Annotated in this window: 17 protein-coding genes and 1 pseudogene; 15 read left to right on the top strand and 3 right to left on the bottom strand. The window is 55.6% G+C overall.

Going from position 1 to position 20,375, the window contains the following annotated elements; all coding sequences use genetic code 11:
- The first annotated feature begins 680 nt into the window (after positions 1-680).
- From ltrA to H4J77_RS17355, 9 genes and pseudogenes are all read left to right on the top strand, one after another.
- Entirely contained in the window at positions 681-2,060 is a 1,380-nt protein-coding gene (gene ltrA / locus H4J77_RS19805) for a group II intron reverse transcriptase/maturase (protein ID WP_162097306.1), read from the top strand.
- Positions 2,061-2,071: 11 nt separating this feature from the next.
- Positions 2,072-2,206 (top strand): annotated as a pseudogene (locus H4J77_RS20420) (efflux RND transporter permease subunit); the annotation flags it as partial.
- A 17-nt stretch (positions 2,207-2,223) separates the two neighbouring features.
- Positions 2,224-2,580, top strand: a complete 357-nt coding sequence (locus H4J77_RS17325; protein ID WP_035561679.1) for a P-II family nitrogen regulator — start codon at positions 2,224-2,226, stop codon at positions 2,578-2,580.
- A 285-nt stretch (positions 2,581-2,865) separates the two neighbouring features.
- On the top strand, positions 2,866-4,005 hold the full coding sequence (locus tag H4J77_RS17330; RefSeq protein WP_218565809.1) for a TolC family protein: 1,140 nt from the start codon (positions 2,866-2,868) through the stop codon (positions 4,003-4,005).
- Positions 4,006-4,026: 21 nt separating this feature from the next.
- The gene (locus H4J77_RS17335; RefSeq protein WP_123891317.1) at positions 4,027-5,292 is read left to right on the top strand and encodes an efflux RND transporter periplasmic adaptor subunit; all 1,266 of its coding nucleotides are present in this window, start codon (positions 4,027-4,029) and stop codon (positions 5,290-5,292) included.
- A 14-nt stretch (positions 5,293-5,306) separates the two neighbouring features.
- Positions 5,307-8,504 (top strand): efflux RND transporter permease subunit, encoded by a 3,198-nt coding sequence (locus H4J77_RS17340; protein ID WP_123891318.1) that lies wholly within the window; start codon positions 5,307-5,309, stop codon positions 8,502-8,504.
- 218 nt (positions 8,505-8,722) lie between these two features.
- A complete protein-coding gene (locus H4J77_RS17345) occupies positions 8,723-9,112 on the top strand; it encodes a GtrA family protein (protein ID WP_039881780.1) in 390 nt (129 codons plus the stop codon).
- On the top strand, positions 9,096-10,124 hold the full coding sequence (locus tag H4J77_RS17350) for a glycosyltransferase family 2 protein (RefSeq protein ID WP_008169859.1): 1,029 nt from the start codon (positions 9,096-9,098) through the stop codon (positions 10,122-10,124). Before H4J77_RS17345 ends, H4J77_RS17350 begins: the two co-directional genes overlap by 17 nt.
- Entirely contained in the window at positions 10,108-11,604 is a 1,497-nt protein-coding gene (locus H4J77_RS17355) for a glycosyltransferase family 39 protein (protein ID WP_123891319.1), read from the top strand. Before H4J77_RS17350 ends, H4J77_RS17355 begins: the two co-directional genes overlap by 17 nt.
- A 75-nt stretch (positions 11,605-11,679) precedes the next feature.
- Here the strand turns inward: H4J77_RS17355 and H4J77_RS17360 are convergent, their stop codons facing one another.
- Positions 11,680-13,002, bottom strand: coding sequence for an ATP-binding protein (locus tag H4J77_RS17360; RefSeq protein ID WP_123891320.1), 1,323 nt, complete (start codon positions 13,000-13,002; stop codon positions 11,680-11,682).
- Between the two features lie 29 nt (positions 13,003-13,031).
- Complete coding sequence (locus H4J77_RS17365) at positions 13,032-13,703, bottom strand: response regulator transcription factor (RefSeq protein WP_123891321.1); 672 nt, start codon at positions 13,701-13,703, stop codon at positions 13,032-13,034.
- Between the two features lie 383 nt (positions 13,704-14,086).
- Between H4J77_RS17365 and H4J77_RS17370 the strand changes: the two genes are divergently transcribed.
- From H4J77_RS17370 to H4J77_RS17395, 6 genes are all read left to right on the top strand, one after another.
- Entirely contained in the window at positions 14,087-15,412 is a 1,326-nt protein-coding gene (locus tag H4J77_RS17370) for an IS1182 family transposase (protein WP_053113971.1), read from the top strand.
- A gap of 353 nt (positions 15,413-15,765) precedes the next feature.
- Positions 15,766-16,284, top strand: coding sequence for a TolC family protein (locus H4J77_RS17375; protein WP_008169850.1), 519 nt, complete (start codon positions 15,766-15,768; stop codon positions 16,282-16,284).
- Positions 16,285-16,603: 319 nt separating this feature from the next.
- Complete coding sequence (locus H4J77_RS17380) at positions 16,604-16,972, top strand: hypothetical protein (protein ID WP_123891322.1); 369 nt, start codon at positions 16,604-16,606, stop codon at positions 16,970-16,972.
- A gap of 4 nt (positions 16,973-16,976) precedes the next feature.
- Complete coding sequence (locus H4J77_RS17385) at positions 16,977-17,939, top strand: DUF932 domain-containing protein (RefSeq protein ID WP_123891323.1); 963 nt, start codon at positions 16,977-16,979, stop codon at positions 17,937-17,939.
- 87 nt (positions 17,940-18,026) lie between these two features.
- On the top strand, positions 18,027-19,028 hold the full coding sequence (locus tag H4J77_RS17390; protein ID WP_123891324.1) for a YqaJ viral recombinase family protein: 1,002 nt from the start codon (positions 18,027-18,029) through the stop codon (positions 19,026-19,028).
- Between the two features lie 60 nt (positions 19,029-19,088).
- Positions 19,089-19,976 carry a hydrolase or metal-binding protein gene (locus H4J77_RS17395; RefSeq protein WP_123891325.1) on the top strand — a complete coding sequence of 296 codons (888 nt, stop codon included), beginning with the start codon at positions 19,089-19,091 and terminating at the stop codon, positions 19,974-19,976.
- A gap of 291 nt (positions 19,977-20,267) precedes the next feature.
- Here the strand turns inward: H4J77_RS17395 and H4J77_RS17400 are convergent.
- Positions 20,268-20,375 (bottom strand): IS3 family transposase (locus tag H4J77_RS17400; RefSeq protein WP_148079639.1); only part of this gene is annotated, 108 nt, incomplete at its 5' end.

Raw genomic sequence — 20,375 nt, forward strand, 5'->3', positions numbered from 1 at the left:
GGCGAGAAGGTCAGTTTTTCAGGTACCATTTTGGATAGCGGCTGTTGGTGCTTGGTGAACGGTGTAAGGTCCTGAAACTATAGCACTTTCAGCCGCTTTCTTTTATCCCCTCATGAGAAATCCGGGCGATGCGCCAGGTTAATCTGGCATGTTGGTGGCGCTGGAAATGCGCTACGAGGTAAGGCTGGCCAGCCGCCTTGGCCCCGAGTCATGGCCGCGACGGGTAACCGGAGTGGGCAAGCGTTGACAGGGGTTGTTGTGGGCCAGGTATTGAGCTCCGAAAATTCTCGCCCTTGGGGTGCCGACGGTATGCCCGTTCACGGAAGGCAACACTGGCCGAGGCGCAAATGGCAAGTCCCGGCCGGGCCCCACGGAGTCATAGACCCTGAGCACGCAGCTCTATACAGCATGCACGGAACCTGGGAGAGCCCAGCGCGTATCTGGTGGTGTGGGTAGTGCATCATCAGATCGGCAGGTGAAGGTGAAAGACCCGAACGACCTGCATGAACGCGGTTGGGCAGTCGGACGAGCCCATAGTAGTGGAGAAGCGGATGAACGAAGGCAATCAACGAGAGCAAGACCAAACTCGCCAAAAGCCGGAGGAATTCGTGGAGCGAAGGGGCTCGGCCAAGGGGAACACCGCTCAGGCGCCCACGACTGGGACACAGAGCCCAGGGGCCGTGTCGCGCGGTCTGATCGGTGTACGGGAAGCCGCAAGAAGGGACAAGACGTTGCAGTTTACTGCCTTGCTGCACCACCTAACGCCGGAGTGCCTGAGAGGAAGCTTTGCGCGCCTCAAGCGCAATGCGAGTCCAGGCGTGGACGGGGTGCGGTGGGAAGATTACGCACCGATTGCAGAGAAGCGGGTCGTGGACCTGCACCGGAGTGTACAAGAGGGCAGTTATCGGGCTCAGCCGGTCAAACGAGCACGCATCCTCAAAGAGGACGGCAGTGAGAGACTGCTGGGCGTCTCTGCCCTGGAGGACAAGGTTGTCCAGGGCGCACTGGTGGAGGTGCTCAATGCCATTTACGAGGTCGACTTTAAAGGCTTCAGCTACGGCTTCCGGCCGGGGCGAAGCCAACACGATGCGCTGGACGCGCTCTGGGTCGGCCTGACCAGTCAACCGGTCAACTGGGTTCTGGATATGGACATCCAGGGGTTTTTCGACCACATCCAGCACGACTGGCTCATGCGCTTTCTTGGCCACCGGATTGGCGACAAGCGCATTCTGCGACTGATCAAGAAATGGTTGCGAGTAGGCGCCTTCGATGAGGGGCAATGGCTCGATCTCGCCGAGGGCTCACCTCAAGGCGCAGCCATCTCGCCGTTGCTGGCCAACATTTACCTTCACTACGCGTTTGACCTATGGGCCGATTGGTGGCGCAGACACCACGCACGTGGACGGGTGGTCATTGTACGTTATGCCGACGATACCGTTATGGGGTTCCAAGGCCGCGACGATGCGGAGGCTTTCCGCACCGCCGTGGCGCAACGCCTCAATCGGTTCGGTCTGACGCTGCACCCGAAGAAGACGCGGCTACTGGAGTTTGGCCGCTATGCCAACATCAACCGTAAGCAGCGCGGCGCAGGCAAGCCGGAGACCTTTGACTTCCTGGGTATGACACATATTTGCTCGTGCACACGCCGAGGCAAGTACACCATCCGGCGCCAGACTGCCGCGAAGCGCTTACGGGCTAAACTGCAACAAGTGAAAAGGCAATTGCGTCGGCGCCTGCATCGACCGGTTCCAGAGACCGCTCGTTGGCTGTGCGCCGTGCTCCAGGGGTACTACAATTATCACGCGGTGCCATACAATCTGGCCTCGCTTCGAGCTTTCTGGCACCATCTCAGCCGCGCCTGGTTCAAGGCGTTGAGGCGCAGAAGCCAGAAAGCACGGGGCTTGACGTGGGAACGCTTCAAACGCTTTCGCGATGCCTGGCTCCCGCTACCGCGTATCCTCCACCCCTGGCCCAGCGAGCGGTTTCGCCGTCGTCACCCGAGGCAGGAGCCGTATGCGGTAATACCGCACGTACGGATCTGTGCGGGGGGTGCCTCGTGAGAGGCATTCCTACCGCAACTAATGTCCAACGGCCACTGGCAACGGTTGTGGTTGGCGGTCTGATCACTTCAACGCTGCTGACGCTGGTGGTGTTGCCCAGTGTGTACCAGTGGTTTGCATCTGAACGTCGTGACGTTTCAGTCTGATAGTCAGGAGACGGTTTATGTATGAAATAAAAGCGTATGTCAGAGAAGTGATGGCAGAGCATGTGGTTGATGCTCTGGCCAAAGTTAAGGGGGTGGCAAGTATTGCTGTCGTGTCTCTCGGCGAATTTGGTCATCTGGTCGGCGATGAGTCGCCTCTGGAGAAAGTGAAGATGGTCAAGCTGGAAATAGACGTAGCGACCGATGATGTCGCTGGTGAAGTTGTGGAACTCATTGTCAGAACGGGCAGAACCCAGGAAGGGCACCCGGGTGACGGTAAGGTGCTTGTATCCCGCCTGGTTCGGGCTGTTCGTATCGACGATGGTGCGACCGACGAGAGCGCACTTCAACCGGCATCAAACCAGCGCTTTTCCTAGATTGGATGGCGGCATCGTGGCCATGAGTCGCGATGCCGCTTCTCCCCGCCCTTATTGAGGAGCACTTTCAAGTTCCCTGAGCTAATGCCTTCCAAATTCAAGTTCATTTCAACCTTTTCAGTTACTATCTCCACCTCTATCTACCTTGTCATGGGCGTCTCGCCCCCATGAATTGTGGCTAACAACCCCTTCGGGAGAAAGTCGATGAAGGCAAGCAAGCACTCGCCCAGGGCGTTGCTGTGTTCAGTACTATTGTCTATTCCTCTGTTCGGTCAAGCGGAGACTGTGAATTGGACAAATTGGCTCACTGGCCAGATAAGCAAGCATCCGGATGTCATGGCGGCGACAGAGCAGGCGGCAGCCCGGGATGCGGATGCTGAGGCAAGCGAACAACCGCTGTATAACCCGGAGCTGTCTGTTGGAGCAGACAGAACGGGCAGTGAAAACAACTTTGAGGCAGGGCTATCACAAACGATCGATTGGTCTGATCAACAGGGTGCGCTAAAGGACAAGGCAAAGCTGATCAGGCTTTCCGCTGAAGCTGATTTGAACGAGGCGGTTTTGGCACAAACGTCCGAGTCGCTGTTTGCGCTTGTCGAGTGGCGCGCGGCGACGCGTGCCGAAGAAATTGCGGAATCCCAGCAACACCGTCTGGATGCCTTGCTGGAGCAGGTTGAGCAACGCCAGCAGGCGGGCGACCTGGGGAGTACCGATGCAGAGTTGCTTTTTTTAAGCCTTTCTCAGCAGCTCAGTGAACTCGCCCAGGCAAAGGCTGCGGTTGATCAGGCGCAAGCCCGGGTCAGAGAGCTTCTGCCGGATTGGCGGCCTCAGGATGGGGGGATCCCCGGGCACATTTGGCCGGCTCTTGCTTCCAGGGTCGATAACGACAATTTGCTGGATCATCCGTCAATTGCTGCTGCCCGCGCGAGGTGGCAGGTGCTGCGGAGCGAAGCCGAGGTGGTCAGTCGCAGAGCGGCGGCATCTCCCACGGTCGGGCTGAGCGGAGGGCGTGATGGCGGTGAGAACCTGGTTGGCCTGACGTTCTCGATCCCTCTGAATGTCCGTAATAACTACGGTGCCGAAATCCAGGCTGCCAACCGACGATCATTAGAGGCCGAAGCTCGGTTTCAGGCACTTTATCGGAAGCAGCAGTATGGTCTGGCGGGCGCCCGAGCTGCCTGGAAGCGATACGACACCCAACTCAGCCGATGGACAGAACTCTCCCAGGGGCGTGTACAGCGAAGTGCTGATTTGCTTGAGAAGCAGTGGCAGGTCGGCGACCTCTCCACCTCTGAGTATCTCCAGGCGCTGGGCCAGCGCGCGGAGAGCCTGAAAACCGGTATTGAACTGGAAAAGCAGGCGCAGCTGGGTCTGATTGAGCTCTTGAGTCAGTCTGGCGAACTGATCACCCCCTTCCAACAATAGTCTGGAAACTGGATATTCATTATGAAAAAAGCTCTGATTTCAGTATTCGCATTGACGTTGCTTACAGCCCCACTTTCTTTTGTACAGGCAGAGGAAGATGCTCATCAGGAAGCCGGTCATGATCATGCTGCCAGTGGCGACGATCATCAGGAAGTCACCGGTGAGGAGGGCGAGCATAAGGAAGATCATGGTGAAGAAGGTGAGCATGAGGAGGAAGGTGATCATGAAGAGGAAGGGGGGCACGGCCACGAAGACGAGAACGGTGGCCATGAAGAAGCGGCCACCGCAAGCATCAATGCCAAACAGAAAGATCTGGCCGGCATTGAAGTAGCAACCCTCGAAAGCAAGCGCGTTGACTATGAAATTTACGCGCCCGGTGAGCTGCTGACCAACGGCTATACCAGCTATCACGTGTCCCCCCGGGTTGCCTCAGTGGTGCTGCGGCGTCACGTGGAACTGGGTGAGCACGTAACCAAGGGCCAGCCGCTGGTAACCCTGTTCAGTGAGACGGTGGCACAGGCGCAGGCGGATTACAGGAAAGCTTTTCCTGAATGGAAGCGAATCAGCGGGCTGGGTCGTTCCGTGGTTGGCGATCAGCGGTTCAATACAGCGAAAGCCAACATTGAAGCAGCAAGGGCGACTCTGCTTGCTTACGGGCTGAACGATGATGACATTGGTGCGTTGAAGGCCAGCGGGGTGGATAGTCTCGGTGAATACATGCTCAGGGCTCGCGTGGATGGTGCAGTACTGACCGATGAGTTTGAGCAAGGACAAAGAGTTGAGGCTGGCCAGCCGCTGGTGACTCTTGCTGATGAGAGTGAGCTTTGGGTAGAAGCCCATCTGCCAGCAAGCTCCGACATTGTTCTAGAGAAGGGCGCGGAAGCCGAAGTCAGGGCAGCGGGTCGTGTGGGCGTGGCAACGGTGTCCCAGGAAGCCCACACCATTGATCCTGTGACCCGCACGCGGATTGTCAGGCTGGAGCTGGACAATCCTGAAGATCGTTTTCATCCAGGAATGTTCGCAGATGTGTATTTTCGTTTTAAGACCAGCGAGCCGGTGCTTGCCGTGCCGGAGACTGCATTGATGCGTGGCGCGGACGGCGACTGGACGGTCTATGTGGAAGAGGCCGAAGGCGAGTATGAACCCGTGGAAGTGGAACTGGGCCGCTCAATTGGCGGGCTCCGTGAGGTTTCCGGCCTGGCTGCGGGCCAACGAGTCGTTTTGCGGGGCGCATTTTTTGTGGCCTCTGAGATTGCCAAAGGCGGCTTTGATCCGCACAACCACTGATTCCGGGAGCCATTATGTTCAACCGAGTTGTCGACTGGGCGGTTCAGAACCGCCTGTTGGTTCTTATTGCGCTTGCAGTGCTTATCGCCACGGCCGCGTTTCAGATACCAAAACTGAATCTTGATGCTTTCCCCGACGTTACAAACGTCCAGGTCGCTGTTAATACAGAGGCGCCCGGACTTGCGGCTGAGGAAGTCGAGCAGCTGATCACCTATCCCATTGAAGCGGTGATGTATGCGTTGCCGGATGTTGAGGAGGTTCGGTCCATCTCCAAAACCGGGTTGTCTGGTGTCACCGTGGTCTTTAAAGAGGGCACGGATATCTATTTCGCGCGCCAACTGGTTTTCGAGCGGTTGCAGGCCGCGCGGGAGCTGATTCCGGACGGGGTCGGGGTGCCTGAAATGGGGCCGAATACGTCCGGTCTTGGCCAGGTCTACCAGTACTTGCTGATAGCGGACCCGGATTCGGGGTACGACGCAATGGAATTGCGCAGCTTGCACGACTGGCTGGTCAAACTGTTGCTGATACCGGCTGAAGGGGTTACGGAAATCCTGTCGTTTGGCGGAGAGGTCCGCCAGTACCAGGTTAACCTGAACCCGGCGCGAATGCTGTCCTATGACTTATCACAGAACGATGTCATGGAAGCCCTGGAGAACAACAACTCCAATGTTGGGGGCTGGTATATGGGCCGCGGGCAGGAGCAGTTGGTTATTCGCGGTATGGGCTGGCTGGGTAATGGCGAGCAGGGGCTCGAGCAGATCCGTCAGGTGCCCGTTAAAACCAGTGATGGCATTACAGTGACAGTGAACGATGTCGCCGAGGTAGCGCTGGGCACTGAAATTCGCCAGGGTGCGGTAACCATGACCCGGAAGGATGAAGCCGGTCAGGTTGAACAACTGGGTGAAGTGGTTTCTGGCATTGTACTCAAACGAATGGGGGCCAACACAAAAGCCACCATCGACGGCATCGAGGCCCGCATTGATCGCATAAATCAGGCGCTTCCGAGTGGGGTTCGTTTTGAGCCCTATTACAACCAGGCGGATCTGGTGACCAAGGCCGTAGAGACGGTGACCAATGCGCTTCTGTTGGCTTTTGTGTTTATTGCGATCGTGCTTGCCCTGTTCCTGATGAATCTGCGGGCAACAACGCTGGTGCTGCTTTCAATACCGATTTCCATCGGGATTGCCCTGATGATCATGGCCTGGTTCGGTCTCTCGGCCAACCTGATGTCTCTGGGCGGTATTGCTGTGGCAATCGGCATGCTGGTGGATGGCTCTGTTGTTATGGTTGAGAACATGTTCAAGCATCTGACCCATCCTGATGCTGAGCATGACGCCCATCGGGATGAGTTGGCTGGAGATGACCCCGATCCATTGGACGCGTCACACGATGATCATGGCATTGCCCTTCGTCTCCAGGAAGCCGGCCGGGAAGTGGCGCGGCCGATTTTTTTCGCGACGGCGATTATCCTGGTCGTTTTCATGCCTCTGTTCAGCTTTGAAGGTGTGGAAGCCAAGCTGTTCCAGCCAATGGCAATCAGCATCATGCTGGCTATCGTGTCGGCGGTGATCGTCGCTCTGGTGGTTGTACCCGCGCTGGCGTCATACATGTTCCGTAAGGGTATCCGGGAGCGGGAAAGCTTCATTCTAAAACCCCTGGAAAAGCTCTATCGCATGGGGCTTGCCTGGTCACTGAAGCATAGCCGCGTGGTTGTTGGCGCGGCGGCTGTTCTTGTTGTGCTGGCGGCGCTGGTTGTGCCACGACTCGGCACGGAGTTCGTGCCTGAACTGGAAGAGGGAACGATTAACCTCCGGGTGACCCTGGCCCCTTCATCAAGCCTTGATACGGCGCTTGAAGTGGCGCCAAAACTGGAAGCCATGCTGATGGAATTTCCAGAAGTGACCTACGCGCTGTCCCGGGCGGGGCGGGCGGAAATAGGCGGCGATCCGGAGCCTGTGAACAACATCGAGATCTATATCGGCCTTAAGCCAACAGCCGAGTGGACCAGCGCCAGTAACCGCTATGCATTGCAGGCCCTGTTTGAGGAGAAGCTCGAACAGCACCCGGGGCTACTGTTTAACTTTTCTCAGCCTATCGGGACCCGGGTTGATGAACTGTTGTCAGGTGTCCGCGCGCAGTTGGCCATCAAACTCTTTGGCCCGGATCTCAAGGTGCTGGCGGAGAAAGGCCAGCAGATCGAAGCGGCGGTCCGAACAGTTCAGGGAACCCGGGACGTGGCCATGGAGCAGATTGCCGGTGAAGCGCAGTTGGTGGTTCAGCCAGACCGTCAGGCACTCTCCCGGTACGGACTCGCCGTGTCGGATGTGATGAGTGTCGTCCGGGACGGACTGGGTGGTGCCGCCGCGGGCCAGATCATCAACGGAAATGAGCGGTACGATATCTATGTGCGCCTGGCCAAACGTTTCCGCGAAGACCGGGATGCCATTGCTGATCTCAGGTTACAGGCACCGTCCGGAGCCTGGGTGAGACTCGGCGATGTGGCCGATGTGTCTATTGAGTCCGGCCCGCCCCAGGTGCGCCGCGACGACGTTCAGCGCCGTGTGGTCATTCAGTCCAATGTGCAGGGTCGTGATATGGGCAGTGTGGTTGCCGATATTCAGGATGTTATCGCGTCAGAAGTGAACCTTCCCCCCGGCTATTCGGTGGATATTGGTGGTCAGTTCGAAAACCAGCAGCGAGCTCAGAAACGATTGACCATTGTGGTACCTGTATCTCTGGGGCTGATTGCGCTGTTGCTCTACTTCGCTTTCAGTTCGGTTGGTCAAGCGCTGTTGATTCTGGTCAACGTGCCGCTTGCCGTAATTGGTGGTGTCTTTTCGCTCTGGGTCTCCGGCCAGTATCTTTCAGTGCCCAGTTCCGTTGGATTTATCACACTGTTTGGTGTGGCGGTGCTTAACGGGGTCGTTATGGTCGAAAGCATCAATCAGCGAATACAGGATGGGTTGAACGTGGATACCGCGGTGTTTGAAGGTGCCGTCTCCCGTTTACGTCCTGTCTTGATGACAGCAATAACCTCGGCGCTCGGTTTGATACCGATGCTGTTGTCGACGGGCGTGGGTGCTGAAATCCAGAAGCCACTGGCCAGCGTGATTGTTGGCGGCCTTATCACCGCAACTTTCCTGACGCTGTTTGTTTTGCCGGTTCTGTTCGGTCGCTTTTCGAGAGCCAAGGTGGGTGATATTCAGCGGTAGATGTGAGGCGGAAATGCATAGTTGCGGTTACATGCATGGAAGTGTAATTCCGCCCGTTTTAACGGAGACGAGGGTCTTGCTGTTGAACTTTGCTCCTAGAAAGAAGGCTGTGACTGTGATTCTGGTGCCCGATGTTTCTGAAGAGTCAATGTTCACCATTTCCGGAATTGTTGTTGAAACATCGGGCACGATGGTTAGCCACGGGTGTGTCGGCCAGGATGAAGAAGGTTCCCTTTAAAAGAATAAGTGGATTTATTGCCGCCGGAGGAATGGCAACCCTTTTCCATTGGGCGGCCATGTCCGGCCTGGTTCTGCTTGGCATGGCCCCCGTAGCAGCCACCTTTTCTGGAAGCGTTGTAGGAGCGGTTACCAACTACTGGTTGCAGCGAACTTTGGCCTTTCCAAACGCACGCCCACACATCCAGGCCATCTGGCGATATGCCTTTTCCTGTTCACTCGCAGCTCTCCTGAACGTTCTGATCTTTTTAGTCCTGCATCAACTGTTTGAAATCTCTGTTGTGCCTGCTCAGCTTCTAACCACTGCGGCTGTCGCTGTATTTAACTATGTTGTCTACCAAAGGCTGGTGTTTCATGAACAAACCTCTTGAGACTTCCCGTGCGCCGAATGAATCAGAGCTGCTTTCCCTGGTGGTTCCGGTGTTCAATGAGCGTTCGATGCTTCCCCTATTCTTTGAGCATGTATTGCCGATCCTTGCGAGCCTCGATATTCGCTCGGAGATCGTGGTTGTGGACGATGGTAGCGAGGATGGCAGTGCCGAATTTGTTAGGACTTTCATTAAAAGGAAATCGAGCATCCGTCTCGTCAAGCTAAGCCGCAACTTTGGCAAAGAGGCAGCGGTAACAGCAGGGCTGGAGCATGCCAAGGGGGATGCGGTGATCGTTCTGGATGCGGACCTTCAGGATCCACCTGAATACATTCCCGAGATGGTCAGGAGTTGGAAGTCCGGCTTTGATGTCGTTCTGATGCAACGTCGATCACGTGTAGGCGAGAGTTTTCTCAAGCGCTGGAGTGCGCACCTTTTCTATCGCTTGCTGAATAAGACCAGTCGCACTGAAATCCCGGTCGACACGGGTGATTTCCGATTGATGAGCAGGCGGGCAGTTGATGCCCTTCTCCGGTTAGGAGAGCGCAACCGCTACATGAAGGGACTCTTTGCCTGGGTTGGTATGCCAACGACGATCATCGAATACGACCGGGCATTGAGAGTGGCTGGCGAGAGTAAGTGGGACTACCCGGGCCTGGTCGGCCTGGCCCTTGAAGGCCTGACTTCCTTCTCAGTGTCACCTCTCAGATGGGCAACGCTTGTCGGCTTGCTGGCCGCCTCCGTTGGTGGATTGTTCGGTGTCTGGATTGTAGCGAAGGCAATAATGCTCGGCGATCCGACTGACGGCTACCCATCGTTAATCGCCCTCATCAGTTTTCTGGGCGGCATACAACTGGTGAGCGTTGGTATCGTTGGTGAGTATGTGGGCAAAACCTACATCGAATCGAAACAGCGACCACTGTATCTGACCGAAGAAGTGGTCGAGAACAAAGAGGTATCAAGCCGAGACCAAATCAGCAACTTCAGAGGCGTCAAGAATGCTAAAGCGATTTGAGCCCTGGTTCTGGGTACTGGCTGCCGTATTGTTCAGTCGCTTTATCGGAATGACGCTGTTTCCTTTCGTGGATACAACGGAGCCCCGATACGCTGAAATCGCTCGTTTAATGGCTGAAACCGGGGACTGGATAACGCCCTGGTTTGAACCCGGCGTTCCGTTCTGGGGGAAACCTCCACTGTCGTTCTGGGCTCAGGCTGCCTCTATAAAAATATTTGGACTGTCTGAATTTTCTCTGCGGCTACCGGCATGGTTCGCCACGATTGGAATCGTATGGCTGACGTGGTGCCTTGCAAATCATGCGCGCGGTGCTGCGGTCGCTCGATGGTCTACTCTTGTGCTTTCCACGATGGTACTCACCTATATCAGTGCCGGCGCAGTCATGACGGATACGTTCCTGGTATTTGGAACGACCCTCTCCTTGGTGAGCGTGTGGTTTGTGCTTTCAGGGCGCTCTGACTATTGGCGCTGGTGGTTTTTCATGGGCCTGGCCATCGGTTTGTTGTCAAAGGGACCGTTGGCTGTTGTACTGACCGTTATCCCCCTGGTGCTATGGGCTGCTATTTTCAGGCAGCGGTTACAGCCGTTGAAAAAATTACCCTGGCTTCTTGGCTCACTTCTGACACTGGCGATTGCCGTGCCATGGTACGTGCTCGCTGAATTGAAAACGCCAGGGTTCCTCAACTATTTCATCATTGGCGAACACTTTAGCCGGTTTCTGGACCCCGGGTGGGCCGGCGATTTGTACGGTAGTGCCCATGACCGGCCCAAGGGCATGATCTGGATATTCTGGCTTTGGGCTTCATTCCCCTGGGGTATCATTGGCTTGGTTGGCTTTGGCCTTGCGGCGGCGCGAGGCAAAACAAAGGATATATTCACTGGTGCTGTTCAAGACGCCTCAACGCTGTATCTGTTGTTTTGTGCGATAACGCCAATGCTGTTCTTCACCCTGGCAGGCAACACGCTTTGGACGTACATACTTCCTTCTCTTCCGTTCTCGGCCATTCTGATTGCCGGATGGGTGTCGAAGCTCGATCTAGGTGCCTGGTCCAGAGTCAGGTCGGGGGCTGTATTGCTTGTGCCCGTTCTCATTACCCTTGTTGTGTTCATCAGTGTGAGCGGAGTCATTCCACTAAAAACCGAGAAACAATTGATAAGCCGGTATGAGAGCATCCATCAAGCGGGGGACAGTCCGATCTTCTACATTGGTGAGATGCCATTTTCGGCACGTTTTTATTCGTTGGGCGACGCTGTGGAAATCATCTCCACAGAATTCAACAGTCTGCTGGAAGCTGACGGGTACGCCAGGGTCTTTGCAGTAATTCCAAACCATGCGGTCGATGAGGTTCTTGGTCCGCGGGCCACTGACGCTCAGAAGTTGGGGGAGAACGAACGGTACCAGCTATTCTCGATCGATCTTCCGCCAACAGACAGCCAGAATGACCCCGTTGATTCTGAATTAAACTCGAAGAATGATTAATGACGCAGCTGATTACTGCTAAAACTGAGTCTTTGAAGGCCGGATTTTCAAGATGGCTGGCCTTTTGGCAGTGATCTAGTCCGGAAATGGCAGTAAAATCAGAATCCTGGCTCCTCCGTTTTTCGAGGATCCGATTTCCAGGTGTCCGAGGTTGTCTTCGACAATCTCGGACACGATGGACAATCCGAGTCCAAATCCGGCGACCGTTTCATCCAGCCTGGTGCCCCTGTCCATGACAGTGGCTGCCGCCTCGGGAGAAATTCCGGGGCCATCGTCCGTTACTTCTATGGAGAGTCCTGATGACGTGCGGACGATTGTAACGTCGACGGTTGTCTGGCACCACTTCCCACCATTTTCGAGTAAATTGCCAAGCAGCTCTGAAAGATCCTGCCGCTCCATAGGCCAATTGAAGTTTTCGGGTAAGGTGGTGTGGAGGCGGAAAACCGTATCAGGGAATATTTTTTCCATGACGGTGATGACACTTGCCGTGATTTCAACCGGCATGCACGTTCGTCCCATCTGTCTGCCTGATATGTCTGCCTTGCTCATCCTGTAGTTCAGGGATTTGTCAAGCTCCCGCAAGTTAGAGGCCATGAATACAATATCCCCCCGGGACGGAGGCAAGGCATCGATATCCGACAGAATGGCAAGATTGGCAGAAATGGAGGTTTTGACCAGGTGAGAGAGGTCGGAGTTCAGGCGGCGGTGGCGGTCCAGACGACGGTTTGACAGCTCAAGCAAATCATTGAGCTGGCGGATCAGCGGACGAAACTCTTCCGGTACGTGAGGGTTCAGGCGACTTTGTTTCCCGGATTGGAGCCGTCTCAGGTCCTCTTTTATCTTACTGATGGGCTTTAACGTCAGATGTGTAGTGGTTCCAATCAGGGCCAGCAGTATCGCGAGAAGAACGGCCGAGGCGCCGAGCAATGTCAGGTGAGCCTTCAGCGGTCGTTCAGAGAGCGCCCCCTCGGTTTCAAGAACGCTGATTGAGGCCAGTTTTTCACTGGCGGAGAAAATGCGTTTGAGCCCGAAAAGCGTGTTCGCACCCTGCGCTATGTGGATGAAACCCTCGGGCTTCTCTGCAGCGCCCTGCAGTTGGCTCTGGTCAAAGTTCGGGCTCGCCAGGACGCTTCCGCTAGCCGTTTCGATGACGATGGCATGCCCCAGAAGCATTTCAAACTGATTGATCATGTTGCTGAGGTCGTCGGTTGTGGGGGATTCAGCCTCAATGATTGCCTGAAAGTTTCCCAGCTCTTTGTTCAGGTGTTGCTTCCTGGACTCGTCCGATAGTTGCTTTATCACGTAGGTGTGTGAAAAGAATATCAGAGTAAAATATACGAGGCTGAAAACAGCACCATACTGAATGGCTGTTCTGCGGATACTTTTCGGAGCAGACATATTTTAACCTGGTTGGTTCACTCGGGCGTTCAGCGGTTAGGATCTTTTTCGAAGTAGTAGCCCTGGCCACGCAATGTTTTTATTTTATTGACCCCTATTATTTTTCTAAGCCGGGTTATGTAAACCTGAACGACATTTCTGGTGGGGCATCTTTCTATGTTGTAGAGGGATTCAACCAGTTCGTCCTGGGAAAACACTCGGTCCGGTGAACGGAGGAAACACTGTAAAAGGCGGAATTCCGTAGCTGTCAGTCTGAACTCTTTCTGGTCGGGCGTGGTAAGCGTTCGGTAGGTGGCGTTGAGATGAAATCCGTCGACGCTGATCTGGTCTGTCGTTCTGCCGTCCTTTCTGCGGATAATCGCACTGAGCCGGGCTTTCAGTTCATCAAACTCAAACGGTTTGGGAAGGTAATCGTCGGCACCCGCGTTCAACCCTTCTACTCTCTCAGTCCAGTTGGAGCGTGCGGTCAGAATAAGGATGGCCTCTTTTTTCCCGTTTTTTCTCCATCTTTGCATTAAAGAAAGTCCATTTTCATCGGGCAGTCCGATATCGAGAATAACGGCCTGGTAGGAGCTTGTTTCAATCAACGAGTCCGCTTCTTTGCCGGTTTTGGCGATATCTACTGTGTAGTGCGCCTGCGCAAGCCAGTCCGATATTTTTTTGGCAAGTACAGCATTGTCTTCAACAATCAGAATTTTCATTTGTAAGCGCCGTTTTTCGAGGTGGGAAAGTTTCGCCAGTCTGCCATGGATTGTACCAGTAACGGCAACTCCCCAGAAAAACAGCAACCCGTTAAAAATGGGGGGTTACCGGTCGACTTTTCAGTTTGATTTCAGTTGCACCGGGTAGCGTCAACAATCGAGCCACGAACGCGAGAAGCTGTATATACATGGTTTTAGGAGCAACCTATGAGCGATAGACATTTCTATGCAGGTGTGTCCAGGCGCCGCCTTATACAAGGAGCTGCCACAATGGGACTTCTTGCCGGTTTCGACAGTTTGTTACCGGCCTATGCTAGGAGTCTGCGCGGCAGGAGCCACCTTCTGGCATAATACGTAAAAATTCTTCAGCACCGGAGAATCCGATGGGAACCACCTTCCGCCCCTATTCACCTGATCAGGAACTGCTTCTTCCCCCGAGCCTGAACGAGTGGCTGCCCGAAGGGCATCTGGCCTATTTCATCAGTGACGTGGTCGAGGAACTGGATCTGAGTGCCTTCTACGCCCGGTATGAAGGGAGCGGTCGGCGCAACTCGCCTTTCGATCCGCGGATGATGTTGAAGGTGTTGATCTATGCGTACGCGACCGGCGTGTTTTCATCACGAAAGATCGCCCGGAAGTTGGAAGAAGATGTCGCCCTTCGGGTCCTGGCGGCTGGCAATTTCCCCAGACACCGCACTATCTGCGATTTTCGCAAGCAACACCTGGCTGCGTTCAAGGCCGTATTTATTCAGGTGGTCCGGATCGCCCAGGAAGCGGAATTGGTTACTCTCGGTACGCTGGCGATTGATGGCACCAAGGTCCGGGCCAACGCCAGTAAGCACAAGGCCATGAGCTATGACCGCATGCGGGAGGAAGAAGCCCGTCTGTCAAAAGAGGTTGATGAGCTTTGTGGCCAGGCTCGCCGTGTGGATGAATCGGAAGACCAACAGTTTGGCCCGGATCAGCGGGGCGACGAGTTACCCGAAGAGCTTCAGCACCGTCAGGGGCGGCTGGACAAGATCCGGGCAGCGAAGGAGAAACTGGAAGCGGATCAAAAAACGCAAGATGAGGCCAAAGGCCGGCATCCAGACGATGATCGCCGCTCACCCAAGGGTGGCCGGAACTTCAAGAGAGATTATGGAGTTCCGGAGGACAAGGCTCAGAGTAACTTTACCGACCCCCAAAGCCGGATCATGAAAACGAATGATGGGTTCCAGCAATGCTATAACGGCCAACTGGCCGTGGATGGCGAGTTCCAGATCATCGTGGGCAACCGCCAGGGTAACAACCCCAGTGATAACGGCTGTCTGGTGCCGCTGCTGGGCGAGGTAAAAGAAACTCTGGGAAGTTACCCGGGCCAATGTCTGGCTGATGCGGGTTATCGCAAAGAGGAAGACTTGCAGGCATTGGAGACAAAAGGCATAGATGGCTACGTCTCGCTGCGCCGGGAAGGCAAAAAAACCGGAGATATAAACGCGAGCCGGTACCCGGCGACGGCCCGCATGGAGGAGAAGCTTACCACGGCGGAGGGGCGAGCAGTCTACGCTCAGCGCAAGCACATGGTTGAGGCGGTGAATGGCTGGATCAAGAATGTCCTGGGCTTCCGGCAGTTCGGCTTGCGGGGCCTTCAGGCGGTGCAGGGTGAATGGGATCTTGTCTGTCTGTCGCTCAATCTCAGGCGCATGAGTTCACTGATGAGGCTGGCATAAGTCGCTGAGGCAGCCTTTGGCTCACGGTAGGTACAGCTGGGGCCCTGCGATGCCCCTTTTAACCGGTTAACTGGCTGGATCGAAAGCGATGATGGAGCCGATCCGATATCGCGAACACTCCTTCCGGCCAGACAATGATCCGGTCTGGCGGAAACGAGGGCTCAAAACGTTTCTGCCGCGCAGACTCCTAGATGCCAGACTAGTAGAGCTGCAAGCGGAAAAGGCCGGGCTAGCCAGCGACCTGATTCCTCTGCTTGGGCGTCGTCCGACGGGGGCCAGTTTGCAACTGATGGCGCCATCTGAAACGCTTCTGTTCGCCGATGGACAGTTGGAACCAGATCATCCGCTGATTCGTGCAGCCGAGGCGAGGGAAGCCGAGGCGCGCGCGGCTGGATGTTGCCGAAGTCGATCGTCGACCTACGTTCACAGCTAATGCCGGCTATAACAGCCTGTGGGCTGACGAGAGAAAACGTTGGGTCGTCGGCATTGGCGTTCGGATCCCATTTAGTGGGCAGCGCCAGCACAGCGCCGTTCGAAAGGCGACTGCCGAAGCATCACAAAAACGATGGCTGGCCACTCAGGCCCAGCGGGAATGGCGGGCCTCGATAGCTAAACTGAGGGCAAGCGTTGAGGCCGGCCATGGTCGACTGAACATCCTCAACGAGCGACACTTGCCAAACCAGCGCGCGCACTGGGAAGCCAGTCTGAACGAGCTGGCCAGTGGCACTGGCAGACTGGAGGACGCGATAAATAGCGCAAGACAGCTTACTGGGGCCAAACTCCGTCGAGCTGGGGTGATCCGTGATCTATATGGTGCCTCGGCCGGGTACGAAGCCCTGATACCGGTGCGTACTATCAATGCGTTAAATTAAAGAGGTAATTCAATGGTCAAGTCTTCGGGCATTTTGGATAGCACCAGAAAGTTCCCTTCAAAATGCCCGAAGACTCGACCAAACCACTTGGACCAAAACTCATGAACCTTCCTGAAGGTTCGCTTTGCGACCAATGTGGCCACCAGGGCAATACAATGGGCGCGGTCTGGAGTGGTGTCCCAGGTTCAGGATCATCAGTTCATCCGCCTCGGTGCGGCCCTGCCAGGCATCGTTATTCGAACTAATCTCAAACCTATATCACCTCTGTGAACCAAGGCACCAACGGTGCCTTCCCTCCCAATTCACAGAGGTAATTCCAATGTCCGAACAATGCCCCAGATGCCTGTCCACCCGGATTGGCAGGAACAACTACGGAAAAAAGGCGGCTGGCGTGGTCGGTGCTGCCGCTGGCGTGTATGGCGGCTACGCCTCCGCAATTGTAGGTGCTCGAACAGGTGCTGTCGTTGGAGCGATGGCTGGCCCGGTGAGTGGTATCGGTGGTGCGGTGATCGGCGGTTTGCTGGGCGGTGTCACCGGTGTCTCCGCTGGCATCATCCTGGGCGATGTGCTCGATGAAGTCGTGCTTGATAATTACCGCTGCCTGGAGTGTGGTCATTCGTTCAGCATCGAACCTGACCCGGAAGACGAGACCACCGATAACCCCACCTCAAAATTCCCTAAGGAGTAACCCCATGGCTCATCTGATCGAGCAAATGGCCTACGTTGGCCAAACCCCTTGGCATGGTCTGGGGAATGAACTCACCTCCAACCAACCACTAGAAGTTTGGGCTAGGCAGGCTGGCCTCGACTGGCAGATCCAGGAAAGCCCCGTTCGCTACGTGACTAATGCCGGAAGCCCGCTGGGTGAGATTCTGTCCTACCCGGACTCCAAAGTGCTGTATCGCTCGGATACGAAAGCGCCGCTGTCGGTCGTCGGTAACCGCTTCAAGGTGGTTCAGCCCGAAGAGATCCTGGAGTTCTACCGGGATCTCACGGAGGTTTCCGGCTTTGAACTGGAAACAGCGGGCGTGCTGAAAGGGGGCCGGAAAATGTGGGCGCTGGCCCGCACCGGCCAATCCGGTGTGCTGAAGGGCAATGATCAAACCAACGCTTACATACTGTTGGCCACGGCCTGTGATGGCACCATGGCCACGACGGCTCAATTCACCAGTATTCGGGTGGTGTGTAACAACACCCTGGCTGTGGCCTTGAAGGATTCCACAGCCAATGCCGTGAAGGTGAAGCACAACACGGCGTTCGATGCGGACCTGGTGAAGAAGCAGCTCGGTATTTCCGTTTCCGCCTGGGACGATTTCATGTACCGCCTGAAAACCCTGAGCGAGCGGAAGGTGAAAACCACTGAGGCCAGGAATTACTTCCTGAAGGTGTTCACCGACGATTCTGGTACCGGTGTTGGCAAAACCAACGAACGGTCCATGGCCAAGGCCCTGTCCTTGTATGAAGGGGAGGGCATGGGCGCCACATTGGCATCGTCGGACGGCACTGCCTATGGATTGCTGAACGCAGTTACCGAGTTCATTGACCATCAACGCCGCGCCAAAACCGTTGACCATCGGCTGGATTCCGCCTGGTTCGGTAATGGCGCTTCCATCAAAAACCGCGCACTCGAGCAGGCCATGTCACTTGTGGCCTGACTTCTATCTCAAAACCCTAAAACCGCCATAAAGCCCACCGGAGCCTCGTGCTCTGGTGGGCTTTTTTTCTGTCTGAAGGAAAACACCATGGGCATGAGCGCAAACGCACTTCCCAAGCAACGGCCAGCACTGCGGCTGGTTTCAACCAAAGGCCTAAGCCGTGACGAATGGCTGAAGGTCCGTAAACAAGGCATCGGCAGCAGTGATGCTGCGGCAGCGGTGGGCATGAACCCATACCAGTCTCAGTTGGAGCTCTGGATGGTCAAAACCGGCAGAGATGCCGGTATGCCAAAGCCGGACTCGGATGATCCGGAATCACCGGTCTACTGGGGGCATATTCTGGAACCTATTGTGGCTGAACAGTACAGCCGACAGACCGGCCGTAAGGTCCGGCGAGTGAATGCGGTGCTGCAGCATCCTGATCCGGACAAGCACTGGATGTTGGCCAACCTGGATTATTCAGTAGTGGCCGACGATGAAGTGCAAGTTCTGGAATGCAAGACCGCTGGAGAGTTCGGGGCACGCCTCTGGAAGGATGGTGTGCCGGACTACATCCAGTGCCAGGTACAGCACCAACTGGCCGTCACTGGCAAGCAGGCTGCGGATGTCTGTGTGTTGCTGTGTGGCCAGTCACTCAAGATCTTCCGAATCGAGCGAAACGAAGAGCTAATCGAAGCGTTGATCACACTGGAACGCCAGTTCTGGGATTACGTGGAAGCGGATACGCCACCCCCGGTGGATGGCACGGCGTCGGCAGAACGTGCGCTGCGCCACCTCTACCCCGAGGACCAGGGCGAGACCCTGGATTTCAGCGAGAGCAAGGAACTGTCCGATGCCTTCAGCGAACTGCTGGCGATTCGATCTGAAATGGAAACTCTCAAGTCCACGGAATCTCACCTGAAGCAGCGCATTCAAAGCCACATGGGCGAGGCCTCCAAGGCCACGTTCCCGGGTGGCAGCGTGAGCTGGAAACGGAGCAGGGATTCCGTGGGGCTCAACGCCAAACAACTACTGAAAGACCAGCCGGAATTGCTGGAGCAGTATCCCCTCACCAAGCCGGGCAGTCGCCGGTTTCTGATCCATGCCTAATGTCCCCTTGGCCACGCGGGTGTAACGAGTGCCCCGTGGCCTTTTTTCAGGAGAATCATCATGATTAAAGGGTTAGCCATCACGCCTCCCGTGTTGGGGCGCATCAGTATTGGTCGAGTCGTTGAGAAGAACGGCATTCGGCTGCCACAGAAAGACAATCAATTCACCATCACCTCCCAGATCCAGGAAAAGGATGGCTGGGTACTGCACCCGCTGGATGAGGAGCTGAGAAAGGACGCACCCAACAACAAGCTGCGAACCATTCCGGTACGCATGCTGTTCAACGAGGCAGACCTCAACCTGCGCGCTGAATACACCATGTTCGACCGCAAAAGTGGTCGGCCCATGTGTGTCGGGAACGGCGATGCCTGCAAGCGCCTGACGCAATCCGGTGTCCAGTCATTACCGTGCCCTGGGCCAACGCTGTGCGAGTTCGGCAAAGGTGGCCTGTGCAAGCCCTACGGCCGTCTGAACGTGAAGATCGGTGACGACAATGATCTCGGCACCTTCATCTTCCGCACGACGGGTTACAACAGCATCCGGACACTTGCGGCCCGACTGAGCTATTACCAGGCGGTGTCTGGCGGTTTGCTGGCCTACATGCCGCTGGAACTGAAGCTACGGGGCAAAAGCACGACGCAGAGCCGACGGACGCCCATTTTCTATGTGGATTTGGTGATCAAGGAAGGGGTGTCATTGCAGGAAGCGGTAGCGGAGGCAAAAGAAACAGCCAACAAGGTGGCAGAGGAGGGCATTGACCAAGCCGCGCTGGATGCGGCGGCTGCCAAGGGGTTTGGGAATGCGTTGTTTGAGTATGATGAGGACGAGATGACTGAAGTTGTGGAGGAGTTTTATCCGGCAGCTCCAGTCGAGCGTTCTACCGACAGTTCGGTAGTAGCCTCTAAATTCAGGAAAAATTTGGAGTCTCAGCACTCGGTAGCAGGATAGAGACTGACGAGTGGCCCTTTTGGGGGTCACTCGTCAGTGTACTGGTGAATTTGTTTTTTTGTTTAAATCAGTGCTGCCCAGGACATGAAACTGGATTTATGAACCAGCAAATACCCATTGAGTTGGCCTAAGCGTTTTTCTACCGGAATGGCTGCCGCAGAGGGGCATTGGTTTCGCTCCGTTAGGCGGAATGGTCGCAAATCTAGACAAAAGGCGGTTTTATTTCACTGAGAGGTGTCCACCGGATCGCGGCTCAACCTGTCATAGCCTTGGTGAATCGCCCCCAGTATTCTAGACACTCGCCAGACTCTGGTAATGACGCTTTTCGTACTCGACCGGTGACAGGTCACCACTCGTGCCGTGCCGGCGCCTTGGGTTATAAAACATCTCAATGTAATT

Origin of the sequence: Pseudomonas sp. 5Ae-yellow (assembly GCF_014077575.1) — a bacterium.
Classification (GTDB): Bacteria; Pseudomonadota; Gammaproteobacteria; order Pseudomonadales; family Pseudomonadaceae; genus Halopseudomonas; species Halopseudomonas neustonica.

Bases quoted from the DNA above. Each gene is read 5' to 3' on its own strand.
- H4J77_RS17355 (WP_123891319.1), top strand. From the start codon at position 10,108: ATGCTAAAGCGATTTGAGCCCTGGTTCTGGGTACTGGCTGCCGTATTG.
- H4J77_RS17325 (WP_035561679.1), top strand. From the start codon at position 2,224: ATGTATGAAATAAAAGCGTATGTCAGAGAAGTGATGGCAGAGCATGTG.
- H4J77_RS17340 (WP_123891318.1), top strand. From the start codon at position 5,307: ATGTTCAACCGAGTTGTCGACTGGGCGGTTCAGAACCGCCTGTTGGTT.
- H4J77_RS17335 (WP_123891317.1), top strand. From the start codon at position 4,027: ATGAAAAAAGCTCTGATTTCAGTATTCGCATTGACGTTGCTTACAGCC.
- H4J77_RS17345 (WP_039881780.1), top strand. From the start codon at position 8,723: ATGAAGAAGGTTCCCTTTAAAAGAATAAGTGGATTTATTGCCGCCGGA.
- H4J77_RS17370 (WP_053113971.1), top strand. From the start codon at position 14,087: ATGGGAACCACCTTCCGCCCCTATTCACCTGATCAGGAACTGCTTCTT.
- H4J77_RS17350 (WP_008169859.1), top strand. From the start codon at position 9,096: ATGAACAAACCTCTTGAGACTTCCCGTGCGCCGAATGAATCAGAGCTG.
- H4J77_RS17395 (WP_123891325.1), top strand. From the start codon at position 19,089: ATGATTAAAGGGTTAGCCATCACGCCTCCCGTGTTGGGGCGCATCAGT.
- H4J77_RS17390 (WP_123891324.1), top strand. From the start codon at position 18,027: ATGGGCATGAGCGCAAACGCACTTCCCAAGCAACGGCCAGCACTGCGG.
- H4J77_RS17380 (WP_123891322.1), top strand. From the start codon at position 16,604: ATGTCCGAACAATGCCCCAGATGCCTGTCCACCCGGATTGGCAGGAAC.
- H4J77_RS17385 (WP_123891323.1), top strand. From the start codon at position 16,977: ATGGCTCATCTGATCGAGCAAATGGCCTACGTTGGCCAAACCCCTTGG.
- H4J77_RS17360 (WP_123891320.1), bottom strand. From the start codon at position 13,002: ATGTCTGCTCCGAAAAGTATCCGCAGAACAGCCATTCAGTATGGTGCT.
- H4J77_RS17365 (WP_123891321.1), bottom strand. From the start codon at position 13,703: ATGAAAATTCTGATTGTTGAAGACAATGCTGTACTTGCCAAAAAAATA.